Source organism: Pararhodobacter sp. CCB-MM2 (assembly GCF_001691415.1).
Classification (GTDB): Bacteria; Pseudomonadota; Alphaproteobacteria; order Rhodobacterales; family Rhodobacteraceae; genus Pararhodobacter.
In genome coordinates this window covers 51,390-69,455 of record NZ_LRRR01000004.1, presented here as the reverse complement: position 1 = coordinate 69,455, position 18,066 = coordinate 51,390, and the positions used below count along the sequence as shown (strand labels likewise).

Below are 18,066 nucleotides of genomic sequence, written 5' to 3'. Positions count from 1 at the left end.
TCCTTCGGCAAAGGCGTTTCGATGACCAGCAACCCGGCACTTGCCGCGAATACCAAACCGTGGCGGGACCCCGCAGCCAAGCCGTTCATCTCGATCCGCAATGTCACCAAGCGGTTCGGTGACTTTACCGCGGTCGATGATGTCAGCCTCGATGTGTACCGATCCGAGCTGTTCTGCCTTCTGGGCGGATCGGGCTGCGGCAAGTCGACCCTCCTGCGCATGCTCTCGGGCTTCGAGACCCCCACGGCGGGGCAGATCCTGATCGACGGGCAGGACATGGCGGGCGTTCCCGCCGACAAGCGGCCGACGAACATGATGTTCCAGAGCTATGCGCTGTTCCCGCATATGTCGGTCGAAAAGAACATCGCGTATGGCCTTCTGCGCGAAGGCAAGTCCAAGGCCGAGGCCTATGAGCGCGTGGGCGAGATGCTGAAGCTGGTGAAGCTGGAGAAATTCGCCAGCCGCAAGCCGCATCAGCTGTCCGGCGGCCAGCGGCAGCGCGTGGCCCTTGCCCGCGCCTTGGCGAAACAGCCGAAGCTGCTGCTGCTCGACGAACCCCTCGGCGCGCTGGACAAGAAGCTGCGCGAGGAGACCCAGTTCGAGCTGGTGAATATTCAGGAAACGCTGGGCGTGACCTTCATCGTCGTGACCCACGACCAGGACGAGGCGATGACGCTCGCCACCCGTATCGGCGTGATGACCGAGGGCGTGATCACGCAGGTCGGCGAGCCGCGCGAGATCTATGAGACGCCGAAGTCCCGCTTCGTCGCGGATTTCATCGGCTCGGTGAACCTGATCGAAGGCAAGGCCGGCCCCGCCGCGCCGGACCTGATGCGGGTCGAGACCGACGACCTCGGCCCCGTGGTGGTGCCGCCGACCGCCGGGCTGACGCAAGGCCAGACCGTCTGGTTGGCGATCCGCCCCGAGCGCGTCTGGCTGACCCGCGAGCCACGCCCCGACATCGCCAATTCCGTGCCCGGCGTGGTGCAGGACATGGGCTATGTCGGCCATATGTCGTCGTATGTGGTGCGGCTGGCCAATGGCCGTCTGATCCGCGTGACGCAGGCCAATGAATCGCGTCGCGACACGCCGATCACCTGGGACGAGCAGGTCCATGTCGGCTTCGAGCCCAGCGATTTCCGGGTGCTGACGCAATGAGCCCTGACCCGCAAAGCCAGGGTGCGCCGAAGCCCCGGCGCTACAAGCCGCTGACCATGCTGGCAGCGGGTCTCGCGGGTTTGGCCGGGGCGCTGTTCGTCGGCTGGCTCGCGCTGCCGCCCGGACTGCAAGCCGCGCTCTTTCTCATCATCGCGCCCGCCTTCGTCTACTTCCTGATCTCGCGGCGCATGGGCTGGTCGGACCGCTGGATGGTCATCGCCATCCCGCTTCTGTGGTTCTTCGTCTTCTTTCTGGTGCCGTTCTTCGTGCTGGGCCGGATCTCGCTGGCCGAGACGATGATTGCCCGCCCGCCCTATTCGCCGCTGTGGGAAACCGATCGCGACGGCAATCTGGAGATCATCGCCAGCCTCGAAAACTACCGCTTCATCCTCGGCGATGCGCTCTATCTCAATGCCTATCTGTCGTCGATCAAGGTCGCCTTTATCTCGACGATCTTCGCGCTGTTGCTGGGCTATCCCATCGCCTATTACATCGCCCGCTCGCCCGAGCCGCGGCGGTCGATCCTGCTGCTGCTGGTGATCCTGCCGTTCTGGACCTCGTTCCTGCTGCGGGTCTATGCGTGGATCGGGTTCCTGCGCCGCGAGGGGGTCATCAACAACGTGCTGATGTGGCTCGGTGTTATCGACGAGCCCTTGGTGATGATGCAGACCGATTTCGCCGTCTATATCGGCATCGTCTACACCTACCTGCCCTTCATGATCCTGCCGCTCTACGCCAACCTCGTGAAGCTCGATGACGCGCTGCTGGAAGCCGCCAGCGACCTTGGCGCGCGCCCCTCGGTCACCTTCCTGACCGTGACGCTGCCCCTGTCCATGCCGGGGATCATCGCGGGCTCCATGCTGGTCTTCATCCCGGCCATTGGCGAATACGTGATCCCGGCGCTGCTCGGCGGGCCCGATACGCTGATGATCGGCCGGACGCTGTGGGACGAGTTCTTCTCGGCGCGCGATTGGCCCGTGGCTTCGGCCGTGGCGATCGTCATGCTGTTCCTCGTCGTCGCCCCCACCATGTGGCTGCAATCGGTGCAGAACCGGCAAGAGGAGCGCGACTGATGAAACGCGGCTGGTTCCTGCCCATCGTGGCCACGCTGGGCTTTGCCTTCCTCTATGCACCGATCGTCTCGCTGGTGATCTTCTCGTTCAACGAAAGCCGGTTGGTCACCGTCTGGGGCGGCTTCTCGACGCGCTGGTACGGGGAACTTCTGGACGACGGGCAGATGCTGGGCGCGGCCTGGATCAGCCTCAAGGTCGGGGCCTGGGCCGCCTCCATCGCCACGGTGATGGGCACGCTGGCGGCCTTCGTGCTGACCCGCTTCGGCAAGTTCCGGGGCAAGTTGCTGATGACCGGCATGATCACCGCCCCGCTGGTCATGCCCGAGGTGATCATCGGCCTGTCGCTGCTGCTTCTCTTCGTCGCCATGGAGGGCGTCTTGGGTTGGCCCGCTGGCCGGGGCATGCTGACGGTGATCATCGCCCACGCGACCTTCACCGCCGCCTATGTCGCCGTCATCGCCCAGTCGCGGCTGCGGGACATGGACGAAAGCCTCGAGGAAGCCGCGCGCGACCTCGGTGCGGGGCCGGTGCGGGTGTTCTTCGACATCACCCTGCCGGTGATCGCCCCGGCCCTCGTCTCGGGCTGGTTGCTGGCCTTCACGCTGTCGCTGGACGATCTGGTGATCGCGAGCTTCGTCTCGGGGCCCGGCGCCTCGACGCTGCCGATGGTGATCTTCTCGAAGGTGCGCCTGGGGGTGAGCCCGGATGTGAACGCGCTGGCGACGATCATCATCGGCATCGTGGCGCTTGCGGTCACCGTGGCGGGCGTGTTGCTGATGCGGCAGTCCAAGCGGATGCGGTAAGGAAGCAGGGGGGCTGTCTGCCCCCCTCGTCGCTGCGCTCCTCACCCCCCGAGGATACTTTCAGAACGAAGATGAGGGGGGCGGCGTCGACGTGGCGCCCGTTTCTGTGCGGATTTCGGATGGTGAGCGGGACGTAGACGGCGCATAGCGTCATTCCATCGCCTGTTGGTGGCGGTCTCGCGGCGCATGGAACGCGGGAGTTCTTTTCGGGGCGTAGCAATGACCACGATTACCTTGATGGATGGCGGGATGGGACAGGAGCTGGTCCGCCGCTCGGGCGATGAGCCCACGCCGCTTTGGGCCACGCGGGTGATGATGGATCATCCCGGCATGGTGCAGGCGATCCACGCGGATTACTTCGCCGCCGGCGCGAGCCTCGCGACGACCAATACCTATGCGATCCACCACGACCGGCTGGTGAAGGTGGCCCTCGATCACCGCTTTGCAGCGCTCTACGACGCGGCGCTGAGCGAGGCCGAGCGTGCGCGGGATGCGCAGGGGCGTGGCCTGTTGGCGGGGTCGATGGGGCCGCTGGTGGCGTCCTATCGGCCGGATACCCTGCCGCCACATGCCGAGGCCGTCGCGAAATATGCCGAGGTGGCGGCAATCCTCGCCCCGCGGGTCGATGTGCTATTGGGGGAGAGTGTCGCCTCGCTTGCCCATGCCGCGGCGCTGATCGAGGGTGCGCGGCAAGGGGCGCCGACCAAGCCGTTGTGGCTGTCGGTCACCGTGGATGATGAGGATGGCCGCAAATTGCGCTCTGGCGAGGATGTGGCGGATCTGGCGCCGCTGGTTGCCGGGGTCGACGCAGTGCTGGCCAATTGCTCGGCCCCCGAGGCGATGGATCAGGCGATGCCGGTGCTGGCGCGTTTCGGCAAGCCCTTCGGCGCCTATGCCAACGGCTTCACGCAGATCACCTCGGAGTTCCTGAAGGACAGCCCGACGGTGGACGCCCTGTCACCGCGACCGGAGATGACGCCCGATCGCTATGCGGAATTCATCATGGGCTGGGTGCGGCAGGGCGCGACGCTGGTCGGCGGCTGCTGCGAGATCGGCCCGGCGCATATCGCCGCCGTGGCCGCGCGTCTGCGCGACGAAGGCTATAAGATCGCCTGAGTGGCAGGGGCCGGGATCTCCGGCCCCGTCTTGATCAGCGAGAGATCAGCACCGAGCATTGTGCGTGACGCACGACGCGTGCGGCGGTCGAGCCGATGAAATAATCGCTCAGGCCCGGACGGTGCGAGGCGATCATCACCAGATCCGCGCCATTGTCATCGGCGCATTGCAGGATCTGGCTGGCGGCGGCGCCGGTGCGGATCTCGCTCTGGACATCGGCGGCGACGCCGTCGGCGAGAAGCGTCAGCTCGACCTTGGCCTCGGCCTGACGGCGGTCGTTCAGATCGCGCGGCAGCTCGGCGGCGATATAGCTGGGAACGTCCTCGAGGACATGCAGCAGACGGATGACCCCGCCCTCGTCCAGAAGGTCGACGGCCTTGACGATCAGCGCCTTGCCGGCGGCGCCATGGCTGAGGTCAACGGCGACGATGATGTGCTTGTACATGCTCAACTCCCGTGTTCGCGTGTGAGGTGACCTTAGCCCCCAGCATCGGCGCCCACGTTGATCTGCGTCAAGCCCTTAGCGCGAGATCCCCACCGCGCGCAGGCTGCGCGCCAGCACCAGCATCGCCAGTCCGGCGCCGAGGAACCCACCGCTGATCCCGGCGACATAGGTGGCGACGAAGGCCACGTCATGCGTGCCCAGATCGAGGAAGAAATACGGATAGCGCCCGTCCACCGCGCCCCGGATCAGGGCATAGGCGCAATAGGCCAGCGGCCAGACCACCCAATAGGGCAAATCGCGCAGATGCAGGCCCTTGCCGCCCCAACCCAGCCACCAGCCGACCGCCCCCAGCGGCACCAGCGTATGCAGGCCCAGATCGGCCCAGAAATCGAGCCCCTGCAGGGGCGAGGACGGGGCCAGCAGCAGGTGATAGACCACCCCCACGAGGCCGATGGCCAGTACGATCCCCGCCATTGTCCGGTCCGACGGCCGCCGGCCCATGGCATAAGCGCCGAAGCCGATGGCCACCAAGGCATTGGTCAGGATGGTGAAATAGCGCGCCAGTGACCACAGGGTGGTCAGCGGGTCGCCCATGCCGGGCCGCGCGTTGGAGACGACGTATTGCGTGGCCAGCGATGCGACAGCCACGAGGGCGACCGCTCCGGCGAGGTTGCGGGCATTGGGACGGGACATCGGCGGCACTCCGGGGAACGCGTGAACCGGGACAGGATAGCCTGCGCGGGGCGCGAAGCACATGGGAAACCGCGACCCGGCTTGCAATGCCGTTGGGGCGCGGCCAAGCTGGCGGGCCAAGTTGGAGGAGTTTGCCGTGGATCTTCTGTCACTGTCCGTTTTCGCCCTCGCCCTGTTCATCGCCGCCGGCTCGCCCGGGCCGTCGATTGCGGCGCTGGTGGCCCGCGTCCTGTCGCGCGGCTGGCGGGATGTCTTGCCCTTCGTGGCGGCGATGTGGGTGAGCGAGGTGATCTGGCTGTCCATGGCGCTGACCGGCCTGACGACGCTGGCGCAGACCTTTCAGGCGGGATTTGCTGTGCTGAAATGGGCGGGCGTGGCCTATCTGGTGTGGATGGCCGTGCAGATGTGGCGCGCGCCGGCCGACACGGCGGGCAAGGAGCTGCCGAAGAAGGGCTCGGCCCTGTCGATGTTCGGCGCGGGACTGGCGCTGACCATGGGCAATCCGAAGATCATGGTGTTCTACCTCGCCCTGCTGCCCTCGCTCATTGAGCTGCCGGTGGCGGGCTTCAGCGCGGCGGCCTCGCTGGCGGCGGTGGCCGTGGTGGTGCTGGCCGTGGCGGATGGGCTGTGGATGTTGATGGCGCATCGGGCGCGGGCCTTCCTGAAAACCCCGCGCGCGGTCCGGCTGTCCAATCGCCTCAGTGCTGCCGTGATGGGCGGGGCTGCTGCCGCCATCGCCGCAAAGGCGTGATCCCGCGCATCGGGGGCGTTCCCGTGCCCGCGCCGGTTGAATCCTGAGGCCGAGTTGCGCAGACTCGGCCCCATGGTGCAGAGGGCGACGAAAGGACGGGCCGATGAAAAGCTTCGCGACAGCCTTTTCTCTGGCCCTCGTCGGGTTTGCCTCGGCCGCCGGGGCGGAATGCGATCTGCCGCAGCCGAGTGATTCAGCCGTCGGTTGGTACGTCGTCGAGGGCGAGAATTTCGCCTTCACCGCCGTCAGCGAAACCCATCCCGATCTGGAAATTCCGCTGCTGACCGATGCGCCGGTGATCCCGCGCGTTCTGGATTTCGTAGTGCTGCCCCGCTACGGCGGCCGGATCGCGCTGTTGCAGTATTTCTCGGGCGATCCCGGCACCTCGCAGCTGGTGACGGTGATCCGCAACGCTGTTGTCGACCTTGCCACTGGCGAGACGCTGGCGACGCCCGTCTTCTCGGCCGATTGCCATGACGTGGCCTGGCATTGGTTCGACGATCATGTCGAGGTCGCCGATCTGGACGGCCGCGCGATCATCGCCCTGCCGCGCGGGTGAGACCTAGGTCTTGAACGCAAACGGGCGCCTGAAAGGGCGCCCGTTGTTCATTGTGAGGGGCTGAGATCAGCCGCGGCCGCGACGACCACCGCGACGGCCCGAGGCCGAGGCCTGCGCAGCCAACGAGGCTTCGGCGAAGGTCGCGCCTTCCTTCATCGCTTCCAGCACCTTGGCCAGACGGATCCACTCGCCGCCGTTCGGATCGTGGTTCATCAGCAGGTTGGCGGCGCGGATCGCCTCCATCTCCTGCGAACGCACGGGGTTCATGATCGCCGAGGTCATGCCGGCGCCGATGGCCATGGGCAGGAAGGCGCCGTTGATGCCGTGACGGTTCGGCAGGCCGAACGAGATGTTCGAGGCGCCGCAGGTGGTGTTCACGCCCAGCTCGTCGCGCAGACGGCGGACCAGCGCGAAGACCTGATGGCCGGCGGTCGCCATGGCGCCGATCGGCATCACCAGCGGGTCGACGACGATGTCATGCGCGGGGATGCCGAAATCAGCGGCGCGCTCGACAATCTTCTTCGCCACGGCGAAGCGGACATCGGGGTCTTCCGAGATGCCGGTGTCGTCGTTCGAGATCGCCACGACCGGCACGTTGTATTTCTTGACCAGCGGCAGGACCAGTTCCAGACGCTCTTCCTCGCCGGTGACCGAGTTCAGCAAGGGACGGCCCTTGGCGGCCATCAGGCCGGCTTCCAGCGCGCCGGGAACCGAGCTGTCGATGCAGAGCGGCACGTCGGTGACGGCCTGCACGACCTCGACCAGCTGCTTCATCAGCGGCGGCTCGACGAAGTTGTTGTCGGCATAGCGCGGATCTTCGGCCATCTTGTTCGAGAACACGGCGCCCGAGTTGATGTCGAGCACGGTGGCCCCGCAGACGACCTGCTCCAGCGCGTCCTTCTCGACGGTCGAGAAATCGCCCAGCTCCAGCTCGGCGGCCAGCTTCTTGCGGCCGGTCGGGTTGATGCGCTCGCCGATCACGCAGAACGGCTCGTCAAAGCCGATGACCACCGTCTTGGTGGCGGATTCGAGGACGGTACGGGTCATGGCAGGGCTCCTTCTGGGCGTTCGAGATGCTGCTCGAGCGCGGGATCGGTGAAATCTTGGATGCTGGCATGGGCGCCAGCAGCAATGAGGGCGTCATGGGACAGGGACGAGCGGATACCGATCACCCGTGCACCGGCGTCACGGGCCGAGCGGATGCCGGCGGGGCTGTCCTCGAAGGCAATGCAGAGTTCGGGCGCAATGGCGAGGCGGTCCATCGCCGTCAGATAGGGATCGGGATGCGGCTTGCCGCGGGCACATTTCTCGCCGCTGATGACGATATCGAAGCGTGACCGCTCACCGATGGCCTGCAGCATGGCCTCGGCATTGAGCGGATTGGCATTCGTGACCACGGCCATCGCATGGCCCGCAGCCTCGGCCCGGTCCAGCAGCGCGGTCAGGCCGGGCATCGCGGGATAGGGGCGCGGCAGGCGGCGACGGAACTCGGCTTCTTTGGCGTCGGACAGGCCTTGCGGGTCCGTCTCCTCGGGCAGGAACTCGCGGAACACATCGGAATTGATCCGGCCGTGGACATGGGCGTTGTAGAAGGCCTCGTCGATCTGGATGCCCCGCGCCGCCATCAGCTCCACATAGATCTGATAGTGGATCGGATCCGTGTGCAGCATCGTGCCGTCAAGATCGAAGAGCAGCGCGGTGCGGGGCATAGAGTTCCGAATCCTCAGGCGGCGTCGCGCACGGGGCGCTGGCCGTGACGGTGGGTCCATTCGGCGTTCGTCTTGATGCCGCCCAGCGGGAAGAAGTGCACCGACTCGATGCCGAAGTCCGGGTTCGCGGCCTTGTGCTCGGCCAGCGCCTGCAGGAACTCGTCGGGCTCGTAGGGCAGCAGCAGCTTCGAGACATCCATCGCGCGCTTCTGCAGCACCTTCAGCGAGGGGCCGACACCGCAGGCGATGGCGAACTTGATCAGCGTCTGCAGCTTGGCGGGACCGGCCACGCCGATATGCACCGGCAGGTCGATGCCGTTGGCGCGCAGGTTGTTGACCCAGTCGATCACCGGACCGGCCTCGAAGCAGAATTGCGTGGCCATGGCCATCTTCGCGTCGGTGCGCTCGGAGAACGCCTGCTTCCAGCGCGCGGCTTCCATGATCATGCGGTCCGAGCCATCGGGGTCGATGTCTTTGTTGCCTTCCGGGTGACCGGCGACATGCAGACGCTCGAAGCCATCAAAGCAGCCCGATTCCAGCAGCTGCATGGACGAATCGAAGGCGCCCAGCTGCTTTTGCGGGTTGCCGGCCAGGATCAGGCCCTGCTTCACGCCGGCCTCGCCCTGATAGCGCGCGACCCAATCGGCCAGCATCGCGCGGTCGGCGATGATCCGGGCCGGGAAGTGCGGCATCGGCTCGTAGCCTTCCTCACGCAGGCGCTTGGCGGTGGCGGCCATTTCCTCGATCGGCGTGCCCTCGATATGGGCGATGTAGACGCGGGTGCCAGCGGGCAGAAGGGTGCGGAAATCGGCAACCTTCTCAGCCGTGCGGGGCATCACCTCGATGGAATAACCGTTGAGGAACGCGGCCAGCGCTTCCGAGCCGGTCGCGGCAGGGGCGGCCTTGCGGCCAAAGGGGAACAGAGCCATGAAAACCTCCCAGAGATTAGCCACGCGCTTGCCAGCCGTCGTTGGCAATCAGCGCCTTGATCGTCTCTGCGTCGTAGTCCTGTTCCAGCCGTGCGGCCTCGGCGCGGGCGACCTCTTGCTGGTCGCCAGCGACATCGTAGGGGTCGCCCTTGCGCCATTCCGACAGGTAGCTGTCGGTATCGCGGGCGCCGACCTTCATCGCGCAACGGTCGATCGCCTGTTCGAAGCGTTCGGGCAGCTGCACCTTGGCGCCACGCCGGCCCTTGCCGACGATCACCTGCGCGGGGATGTCGCGCCAATAGACGATGGTCACGGGTTGCATCACTTCGTCGGACATGCGGCGCGCTCCTGCTGGGTTTCCCCGTTTGTGACCCGTCGCGGCCTCTGTCACCGCTTTGAATGCGACATGGCCCCGGCGGCTTGCGACGCGAGTGATACCAGCCGCGCGCCCCGCTTGGCCAGCGGGCCGGATGTGAAAAATCCTCACGCACATCATGAGGTGCGGGCGATCCGTGGGCGATCCGTGTCGGATAGGCGCCGGCATCCTCGGATACGAAAAAACCGCCCCGGACAGGATCCGGGGCGGTCGAGCGGGTTCAGGGAAACCCGGTGATGTTCAGGGATCGTCGCCGATCAGAAGCGACGGATCAGCGAGAAGCGCACGAGGCTCGAATCGCCGTCGGTGGTGACACCGTTCAGGTCTTCGTCGCCGTAGAAGTAGTGCTCAAGGTCACCGCGCATGGTCCAGTCGCCATTGCCGACGGCCTGCTCGTAGCCGACACCCAGCATCGGGCCGGTGAAGCGGGCACCGTCGCCACCGGCGACCGAGGTGCGCACCGAGCGCGAGTCAGAGCCATAGCCCACGGTCATGAACATCAGCGAGCGGTCCATGGCATAACCGACGCGGCCACGGATCGAGGCCTGGTGGTCGGCGAAGCTGTCACAGCTTTGACCGGCGATACCGCAATCGTTGCTGCCATCGCGGTTCGAGAAGTCGAGCGCGACTTCACCACCGTAGACCATGTTGCCCTGCTGCCAGTTGTAACCAGCGATGACGCTGCCACCCCAGCCGGTCGCGTCCGGGTAGTCCAGCGCGCCGCCGTTGGTGTCCATGCCCATACGGCCGTAGGTGACACCGGCACCGGCATAGGCACCGGTCCAGTCATAGGTCGCCACCGGAGCAACAGTCACCGGGGCCACGTAAGGCGCCGGGGCCACCGGGCCCGAAGCAAAGGCGGCAGTGCCCAGAACGGTTGCGGCAGCGGCGGTCGCAAGAAGGGTTTTCATCGGTATTCTCCCGTCATTTCCCAAAGCGGGGCCTGTTGCCCCTTGATTGACGAGATAACGCAACGAAGCGCGGAAGGTTCCCCCAAAAGGTTGCGCGGTCTGGCCTTGAGCCAAAGGCCGCTAGGCGCACTCCCGCCTGTTCACCACCTCGTGACTCAGGGCGAGGCGCGCCGGGCTTGGTGTGAGCCCCGTCGATAGCCTGCCGTCGCGTTTCGATCCCTTGCGCGCGACCGGGCCCATCTTTAGGGTGGGGGTAACACGAAATGGAGGGCGTTACGATGACGCCCGAGCGTCCCGCAGGCGCGGCGGCGCATCCGAAATCGTCGAGGCCGAACCGCAAGGGGCGGACTCCGGGCGGAACAGAGCCGAAGCGCCAAACTAGTCCCGCGGATGGGGGGGTTTATGCTGCCCTCGACCTGGGGACCAATTCCTGTCGCATGCTGATTGCGCGGCCCAACGGCGCGCAATTTGAAGTCATCGACAGCTTCTCTCGCGCCGTCGAGCTGGGCACCGGGCTGGAAAGCACCGGCCGGTTGGGTCATGGCCCCATGGCCCGCACGGTGCAGGCCCTGCGCATCTGCCGCCGCAAGCTGGACGACCATTCCGTGCGCCGCATGCGTCTGGTCGCGACCGAGGCCTGTCGCCGCGCCCGCAATTCCAGCGAATTCATCCGCAAGGTCCAGCGCGAGACCGGCCTCAGGCTGGAGATCATCCCGGCTGAGGAAGAAGCGCGCCTTGCCGTCATTTCCTGCGCGCCCCTCGTGGCGGCTGAGACCGAGCAACTGCTGGTCATCGACATCGGTGGCGGCTCGACGGAGCTGGTGTGGCTCGACCTCTCGGGCGTCGCACCCGAGGAACGACGCCGCTCGATCCTCGATGTGAAGCTGGGCCTGCGCTCGGTTGAGATGCCGCCGGTGAAGCCCGGCGCGCCCCGCGTCGTCGACTGGATCTCGGTGCCCTTGGGCGTGGCCACCCTGCGCGAACAATTCACCGATGTCGAAGACGATGCCGCCCGTTTCGCGCTGATGTCCTGGCATTTCGAGGAACAGCTGCAGGACTTCTCGCCCTACGAGAATCCCGCGCCCCGCGAAGGGTTCCAGATCATCGGCACCTCGGGCACGGTGACGACGGTGGCGGCCTCGTATCTGGGGCTGAAACGCTACGACCGGAACAAGGTCGACGGGCTGCGCATGACCTCGACCCAGATCGACAAGGTGATCCGCGACTACCTGCAACTCGGCCCCGAAGGCCGCCGCACCGATCCCCGTATCGGACGCGAGCGTCACGGGTTGATCATGTCGGGCGCGGCGATCCTGCAGGCGTTGATGCGGGTCTGGCCCACGGATGTGATGTCCGTCGCGGACCGAGGGCTGCGCGAAGGGCTGCTTTATGCCCAGATGACCCGCGACGGGGTGCTGGCGGGGCTGTAGCCTTTGCGCTATGTAGCCATCCCGCTGCGGTCGATCCGTGGCGGGCGTGCGAAAGGACAGGATGATGGCGACTCCGCCGGGAAAATCGGGTGGCTCGAAACCGGGCGGGACCAAGAACACCTCGGGGCGCGGGCAGCGCGACCTGAAGGTCAAGGTCAAGACCGCCAAGGGCCGCAAGCTCAGCTCGACCCGCTGGCTGGAGCGTCAGCTCAACGACCCCTATGTCGCCCGCGCGCGGCGTGAGGGCTTCCGCGGCCGCGCCGCCTTCAAGCTGATCGAACTCGACGACAAGTTCCGCTTCCTCGTGCCCGGCGCGCGGGTGGTCGATCTGGGCTGCGCCCCCGGCGGCTGGCTGCAGGTCGCGGTCGAGCGCGTGAATGCGTTGGGCGAGAAGAAGGGCAAACGCCGCGGCACGGTGCTGGGCGTCGACCTGCAGGAGGTCGAGACGCTGGCCGGTGCCGAGGCCCATGTCCTCGATTTCCTCGAGGACGGCGCAGATGACAAGGTCAAGGACTGGCTCGCCGGTCAGGCCGATGTGGTGATGTCGGACATGGCCGCGGCCTCGTCGGGGCACAAGCAGACCGACCACCTGCGCATCATGGCCCTGTGCGAACACGCCGCCTATTTCGCCTTCGACGTGCTGGCCCCGGGCGGCACCTTCGTCGCCAAGGTCCTCGCCGGCGGCGCCGAGGGGGATCTGCAGCAGCTCCTGAAGCGGCGCTTCACCAAGGTCCACAACGTGAAGCCGCCCGCCAGCCGCTCGGACAGTTCCGAGAAATACGTGGTTGCCCTCGGCTTCCGCGCCCCCGATGGCTCTGAAGAGCCCACGGCCGATGACGAGGACAGCGAGCTCTGAGCCCCCCGTCTTTGTGCCGGAAATATCCTCGGGGGGTGAGGAGCGCAGCGACGAGGGGGGCAGACAGCCCCCCTTCCCTTTTCACCGAGAGCCGCTCAGCCGATCACCTCGAACTTGTCGACATCGACGAGGCCGAAATCGGTGATCTTCAGATGCGGGATCACCGGCAGCGCCACGAAGGCCAGCTGCAGGAACGGCTCCTCCAGCTCGACGCCTAGCGATTTCGCCGCCTCGCGCAGCTCGACCAACCGGTCGCGCACATGCTCGAAAGGCTCCAGCGACATCAGCCCCGCCACTGGCAGTGCCAATTCCGCCAGCACCTTGCCGCCCTCGACGACGACGAAACCGCCCTCGATCTGACCCAGCCGCTCGGCCGCCAGTTGCATGTCCGCATAATCCGCGCCGATCACCGCGATATTGTGGTGGTCATGGCAGACGGTCGAGGCGATCGCCCCCCGCTTCAAAGCAAATCCCCGCACGAAGCCATTGGCGATGTTGCCATTCTTGCCATGCCGCTCGATCACCGTGATCCGCGCAAGGTCCTGCGCCGGGTCGGGCCGCTTGTCGCCATCGGTGGCCGGAACCTGCACCGTCTGATGCTCGGTCAGGATCTTGCCGGGCCAGATGCCGATCACCGGCGTCTCGGGGTTGTTCGAGGCGTAGCGGAAGCTCTCGGCGCTCAATGCCGGAACATGGACGGAACCCCGGGCGACCGGCTCGATGATCTCGCGCGCGGCAAAGGCCTCGTCCGAGGCCAGCACACCGCCGCAGAACACCATCTCGGCCCGGCATTGCGCGGGGTCGTCCAGCACCACGATATCCGCCCGCTTGCCCGGCGCGACATGGCCGCGATCCTTCAGTCCGAAGGCCTCGGCCGCCGACAGGGACGCCGCGCGGTAGACCGCCAACGGGTCGCAGCCCTTTTCGATCAGGCGGCGGATCATGTAATCCAGATGCCCGTGCTCGGCGATATCCAGCGGGTTACGGTCATCGGTGCACAGGCACAGATAGGCCGAGGTGATCGGCGTCAGGATCTCGGCCAAGGCCTCCAGATCCTTCGACACCGAACCCTCGCGGATCAGCACCCGCATCCCCTTCTGCAGCTTCTCGATCGCCTCGGGCGCCGAGGTGCTCTCATGCTCGGTGCGGATGCCGGCCGAGATATAGGCGTTCAGATCCTTGCCGCGCAGCAGCGGCGAATGGCCGTCGATATGCCGCCCCTCGAAGGCCTTCAGCTTCGCCATGCAGCCCGGATCGCGATAGATCACGCCGGGGTAGTTCATGAATTCGGCCAGCCCGATGACGCGGGGATGGTCGGCCAGCGGCGCCAGATCCTCGGCCTCCAGAATGGCGCCCGAGGTCTCCATATGCGTGGACGGCACGCAGGAGGACAGGTTCACCCGGATATCCATCACCGTCCGGGCCGAGGCATCCAAGAAGTAACGGATGCCGGTCAGCCCGCAGACATTGGCGATTTCATGCGGGTCGCAGATTGCCGTCGTCACCCCGCGCGGCAGCACGCAGCGGTCGAATTCATAGGGGGTGATGCAAGAGCTCTCGATATGCAGATGCGTGTCGATGAATCCCGGGACCAGCAGCTTGCCGGTCACATCGACGACCCGCTTGCCCTCATACTCCGCGCCGATGCCGACGATCCGGTCACCGCAGATGGCGACGTCACCGGGGATCTTCGCCCCGGTGACCATGTCCCAGACCACGCCGCCCTTCAGCACCAGATCGGCCGGCTCGTCGCCGCGCCCTTGGGCGATGCGGGTCTCGAGGCTCACGACAGCCTCCGCAAACGCTCGATCAACGAGGAGGTGTCCCAGCGCCCGCCGCCCATCTGCTGCACATCCTTGTAGAACTGGTCGACCAGCGCGGTCATCGGCAGCGGTGCGCCGATCTCATTGGCGGTCTGCAGGCAGATGCCCAGATCCTTGCGCATCCAGTCGACGGCGAAACCGTAGTCGAACTTGCCGTCCAGCATCGTCGCATGGCGGTTGACCATCTGCCACGAGCCGGCCGCGCCGCCCTGAATGACCTCGACCACGGCCTTGCCGTCCATGCCGGCCTTCTCGCCGAAACGCAGCGCCTCGGACAGGCCCTGCACGAGACCCGCGATGCAGATCTGGTTCATCATCTTGGCGATCTGGCCCGCGCCCGACTCGCCGATGCGTTTGACGATCTTGCCGTAAGCCTGCATCACCGGCTCGGCCGCGGCATAATCGCCCTCGGAGCCACCGCACATGATCGACAGGACGCCATTCTCGGCTCCCGCCTGCCCGCCCGAGACCGGCGCGTCGACGAAACCGATCCCGGCCTCGGCACCTTCACCGGCGAGGGTCCGGGTGATGCCGGAACTGACGGTCGTGTGGTCGACGAAGATCGCGCCCTTCGACATGCCCGCAAAGGCACCGTCCGCACCGCGGCAGACGCCGGCCAGATCGTCGTCATTGCCGACGCAGGCCATGACGAAATCCTGCCCCTCGGCCGCCTCGCGCGGGGTCTTGGCGGCGCGGCCGCCATGCTCGGCCACCCATTTCTCGGCCTTGGCGAAGGTGCGGTTGTAGACGGTCACCTCGTGCCCCGCCTTCGCCAGATGCCCTGCCATGGGATAGCCCATGACCCCCAAGCCCAGAAATGCAACCTTGGCCATTGGAGCCCCTTCCTGAAAATCGTTTGAATTGCGCTCGCGCGCCCGAAGTCATAGGAAACGAGACTGGTTCCGAGGTCAACACGACGAGGCCCCTCTCCATGCTCACCCTGTTCCGCTGGCTGCTGCGCGTAGCCACAGCGCTGGTCGTTCTGTCGGTCGTCATCGTGGTGGGGGTCTATTACTTCCTGTCCCGCTCGATCCCCGATTACGATGCGAATTGGAGCGTGCGGGGCATCTCCGGCGAGGTCGAGATCGCGCGCAACACCTGGGCCGTGCCGCATATCTTCGGACCCACGGACGCCGATGTGTTCTTCGGGCTGGGCTTTGCCCATGCGCAGGACCGGTTGTGGCAGATGACGATCCTGCGCCGCACCGTGCAGGGCCGCCTGTCCGAGGTCTTTGGCGAGCGCACGATCCGCACGGACGAACTGATGCGCCGGCTGGACCTGTACACGCTGGCCCAGCAATCGGCCGAGGTGCAGGACAATGACACGACGATGGCCCTCGATGCCTATTCGCGCGGCGTGAACGCCTGGATCAACCTCGTGAACGAGCGCGCACTGGGACGTGGCGCGCCGGAGTACTTCCTGTTCCCCGGCGAGATCGGCCTGTGGCAGCCCGCTGATTCCATCGCCATCGTCAAGCTGATGGCCGTGCAGCTGTCCGGCCATATCGAGAACGAGGTGCAACACGCCCGTCTCTCGGCGCTGATCGGCGAGGAACGCACCCGCGACCTGATGCATCAGGACGACACGCCGGGCCTCGCCGCCCTGCCCGATTTCGCCGCGCTGTTCCCGACGCTGACGGACAGCCAGCTGGCCATGGCCCCCTCAGTCCCCGGAATGGCGCCGGGCGAGGAGATGACGCCCTTCCGGTCGTGGGCGATGGCCGGGGCCTCGAACGCCTTTGCCGCCGCGACCTCGCGCTCGGCCAATGGCGGCACGCTTCTGGCCAATGACCCGCACCTGCCGTTCTCGGCCCCGTCGATCTGGTATCTGGCACGGTTGCAGCTGTCGACGGGCGGCGTGACCGGCGGCACCATCCCCGGCATTCCGGCGATCCTTGCCGGGCGGTCGGAGACTTTGGGCTGGGGCCTGACCACCGCCTATCTCGACGATCAGGACCTCTTCATGGAAGAGGTGAACCCCGAGAATTCCCAGCAATACCGCACACCGGACGGCTGGGCCGATTTCGAGACCCGCCGCTCGATCATCTATGTGGCGGATGCGGACCCGGTGACCATCACCACCCGCTGGTCGGAAAACGGCCCGATCCTGCCCGGCAGCCATTATTCGCTGGCCGCGATCACCCCGCCCGGCCATGTCGCGGCGCTGAGCTGGACCGCGCTTACCGGCGACGACACCTCGATGAGCGCGGCCATCGGCATCATGCGCGCGCAATCCGTGGACGAGGCCATCGCCGCCGGCGAGGCCTATGTCGCACCGGCGCAGAACCTGACGCTGATCGACCGCGAACACATCGCCATGCAGATGATCGGCCGCATGCCGCGCCGCTCGGCCGACAGCCCGACGCAGGGCCGCATGCCCTCGCCCGGCGCCGACCCCGCCGCGCGCTGGGACGGGTTCTTCCCCTATTCCTCGAACCCGCGGTTCCTTGATCCCGAGACCGGCCTCCTGGGCAACACCAACAACAAGCCGCTCGACCGGCCCTTCCCGCTGCATGTCAGCTTCGACTGGGGCGACACCGTGCGCATCCAGCGCTGGATCCGGCTGATGCGCCAGCGCACGGTGCACACGCGCGAAAGCTTCATCGAGGCGCAGCTCGATACTGTCAGCCAGGCTGCGCGCACCCTGCTGCCGCTGGTCGGCGCCGAGCTGTGGTTCCAGGGCGACGCCGCCGAGCCCGGCACGCCCGAGGCGCAGCGCCAGCTGGCCCTGCAGATGCTGGCCGACTGGAACGGCGAGATGTCCGAGCACCTGCCCGAGCCGCTGATCTACGCCGCCTGGATGCGCGAACTGCAGTTCCGCCTGATCCGCGACGAGCTGGGGCCGACCGCCGACACCTTCACCCATATGGAGCCGCAGTTCCTCAGCCGGGTGTTCCGCAACGAGGACGGCGCGGGAGTGTGGTGCGACGTGGTGCAATCGGCCGTGGTGGAAAGCTGCGTCGACATCGCCCGCACGGCGCTGGACGCGGCGCTGCTGGAGCTGTCGCGCAGCTATGGCCCGGCGATCGAAAGCTGGCGCTGGGGCGATGCCCATCAGGCCACGCATGATCACCCGGTGCTGGGCGAAGTGCCGCTGCTGCGTCACTTCGTCAACATCCGCCAATCGACCTCGGGCGGGGACAACACCCTGCTGCGGGGCCTGACGCGCGGCGGCCCTCCGGGTGCGCCGGAACCGTTCCTCAACGTCCATGGCGCGGGCTATCGCGGCGTCTATGACATGGCCGATCCGGAGGCGAGCGTGTTCATCGTCTCCACGGGCGAGAGCGGCCATCCCCTCAGCCGCCATTACGACGATCTTGGCGTGTTGTGGCGGCGCGGCGAATACATCCCGATGACGCTGGACCCCGATCTCGCCCGCGCGGGCGGTGTCGGCGTGACCCGGCTTGAACCCCGCTGACGACGACGGCATATAG

At 66.6% G+C, this 18,066-nt stretch carries 18 protein-coding genes; 9 read left to right on the top strand and 9 right to left on the bottom strand.

The window, feature by feature from the left end:
* Positions 1–21 precede the first annotated feature (21 nt).
* The 4 genes from BCY78_RS06520 (at position 22) to BCY78_RS06505 (ending at position 4,150) form a co-directional block, all read left to right on the top strand.
* A complete protein-coding gene (locus tag BCY78_RS06520) occupies positions 22–1,158 on the top strand; it encodes an ABC transporter ATP-binding protein (RefSeq protein WP_068299529.1) in 1,137 nt (378 codons plus the stop codon).
* Positions 1,159–1,346: 188 nt separating this feature from the next.
* Complete coding sequence (locus BCY78_RS06515) at positions 1,347–2,231, top strand: ABC transporter permease subunit (RefSeq protein ID WP_068299945.1); 885 nt, start codon at positions 1,347–1,349, stop codon at positions 2,229–2,231.
* Complete coding sequence (locus BCY78_RS06510; protein WP_068299526.1) at positions 2,231–3,034, top strand: ABC transporter permease subunit; 804 nt, start codon at positions 2,231–2,233, stop codon at positions 3,032–3,034. The genes BCY78_RS06515 and BCY78_RS06510 overlap by 1 nt, the downstream gene beginning before the upstream one ends.
* A gap of 219 nt (positions 3,035–3,253) precedes the next feature.
* Positions 3,254–4,150, top strand: a complete 897-nt coding sequence (locus tag BCY78_RS06505) for a homocysteine S-methyltransferase family protein (protein WP_068299524.1) — start codon at positions 3,254–3,256, stop codon at positions 4,148–4,150.
* A gap of 34 nt (positions 4,151–4,184) precedes the next feature.
* Here BCY78_RS06505 and BCY78_RS06500 read toward each other — a convergent pair whose 3' ends face one another.
* The gene (locus BCY78_RS06500; protein ID WP_068299522.1) at positions 4,185–4,595 is read right to left on the bottom strand and encodes a universal stress protein; all 411 of its coding nucleotides are present in this window, start codon (positions 4,593–4,595) and stop codon (positions 4,185–4,187) included.
* A 75-nt stretch (positions 4,596–4,670) separates the two neighbouring features.
* On the bottom strand, positions 4,671–5,288 hold the full coding sequence (locus BCY78_RS06495; RefSeq protein ID WP_068299519.1) for a Pr6Pr family membrane protein: 618 nt from the start codon (positions 5,286–5,288) through the stop codon (positions 4,671–4,673).
* 136 nt (positions 5,289–5,424) lie between these two features.
* Here BCY78_RS06495 and BCY78_RS06490 point away from each other — a divergent pair, with 136 nt between their 5' ends.
* Both BCY78_RS06490 and BCY78_RS06485 read left to right on the top strand, forming a co-directional pair.
* Positions 5,425–6,039 carry a LysE family translocator gene (locus tag BCY78_RS06490; protein ID WP_068299517.1) on the top strand — a complete coding sequence of 205 codons (615 nt, stop codon included), beginning with the start codon at positions 5,425–5,427 and terminating at the stop codon, positions 6,037–6,039.
* Between the two features lie 103 nt (positions 6,040–6,142).
* On the top strand, positions 6,143–6,598 hold the full coding sequence (locus tag BCY78_RS06485) for a hypothetical protein (protein WP_068299516.1): 456 nt from the start codon (positions 6,143–6,145) through the stop codon (positions 6,596–6,598).
* 66 nt (positions 6,599–6,664) lie between these two features.
* Here BCY78_RS06485 and BCY78_RS06480 read toward each other — a convergent pair whose 3' ends face one another.
* From BCY78_RS06480 to BCY78_RS06460, 5 genes are all read right to left on the bottom strand, one after another.
* The gene (locus BCY78_RS06480) at positions 6,665–7,645 is read right to left on the bottom strand and encodes a methyltetrahydrofolate cobalamin methyltransferase (RefSeq protein WP_068299514.1); all 981 of its coding nucleotides are present in this window, start codon (positions 7,643–7,645) and stop codon (positions 6,665–6,667) included.
* The gene (locus BCY78_RS06475) at positions 7,642–8,307 is read right to left on the bottom strand and encodes an HAD family phosphatase (protein ID WP_068299512.1); all 666 of its coding nucleotides are present in this window, start codon (positions 8,305–8,307) and stop codon (positions 7,642–7,644) included. The genes BCY78_RS06480 and BCY78_RS06475 overlap by 4 nt, the downstream gene beginning before the upstream one ends.
* Before the next feature lie 14 nt (positions 8,308–8,321).
* Positions 8,322–9,236, bottom strand: coding sequence for a 5,10-methylenetetrahydrofolate reductase (locus tag BCY78_RS06470; RefSeq protein ID WP_068299510.1), 915 nt, complete (start codon positions 9,234–9,236; stop codon positions 8,322–8,324).
* Between the two features lie 16 nt (positions 9,237–9,252).
* Complete coding sequence (locus tag BCY78_RS06465) at positions 9,253–9,558, bottom strand: virulence factor (RefSeq protein ID WP_068299943.1); 306 nt, start codon at positions 9,556–9,558, stop codon at positions 9,253–9,255.
* A 311-nt stretch (positions 9,559–9,869) separates the two neighbouring features.
* Positions 9,870–10,523 carry an outer membrane protein gene (locus BCY78_RS06460; RefSeq protein WP_068299504.1) on the bottom strand — a complete coding sequence of 218 codons (654 nt, stop codon included), beginning with the start codon at positions 10,521–10,523 and terminating at the stop codon, positions 9,870–9,872.
* Between the two features lie 278 nt (positions 10,524–10,801).
* Here BCY78_RS06460 and BCY78_RS06455 point away from each other — a divergent pair, with 278 nt between their 5' ends.
* Together BCY78_RS06455 and BCY78_RS06450 are read left to right on the top strand one after the other, a co-directional pair.
* Positions 10,802–11,953, top strand: coding sequence for a Ppx/GppA phosphatase family protein (locus tag BCY78_RS06455; protein WP_068299501.1), 1,152 nt, complete (start codon positions 10,802–10,804; stop codon positions 11,951–11,953).
* Between the two features lie 61 nt (positions 11,954–12,014).
* Positions 12,015–12,809 carry an RlmE family RNA methyltransferase gene (locus BCY78_RS06450; protein WP_068299500.1) on the top strand — a complete coding sequence of 265 codons (795 nt, stop codon included), beginning with the start codon at positions 12,015–12,017 and terminating at the stop codon, positions 12,807–12,809.
* A gap of 95 nt (positions 12,810–12,904) precedes the next feature.
* Here BCY78_RS06450 and ade read toward each other — a convergent pair whose 3' ends face one another.
* Both ade and BCY78_RS06440 read right to left on the bottom strand, forming a co-directional pair.
* Complete coding sequence (gene ade / locus BCY78_RS06445) at positions 12,905–14,596, bottom strand: adenine deaminase (RefSeq protein ID WP_068299499.1); 1,692 nt, start codon at positions 14,594–14,596, stop codon at positions 12,905–12,907.
* Positions 14,593–15,465, bottom strand: a complete 873-nt coding sequence (locus BCY78_RS06440) for an NAD(P)-dependent oxidoreductase (RefSeq protein ID WP_068299497.1) — start codon at positions 15,463–15,465, stop codon at positions 14,593–14,595. Before BCY78_RS06440 ends, ade begins: the two co-directional genes overlap by 4 nt.
* Before the next feature lie 98 nt (positions 15,466–15,563).
* On the opposite strand from BCY78_RS06440, the gene BCY78_RS06435 reads away from it, so the two are divergent.
* A complete protein-coding gene (locus tag BCY78_RS06435; RefSeq protein ID WP_068299490.1) occupies positions 15,564–18,050 on the top strand; it encodes a penicillin acylase family protein in 2,487 nt (828 codons plus the stop codon).
* Positions 18,051–18,066: the final 16 nt, after the last annotated feature.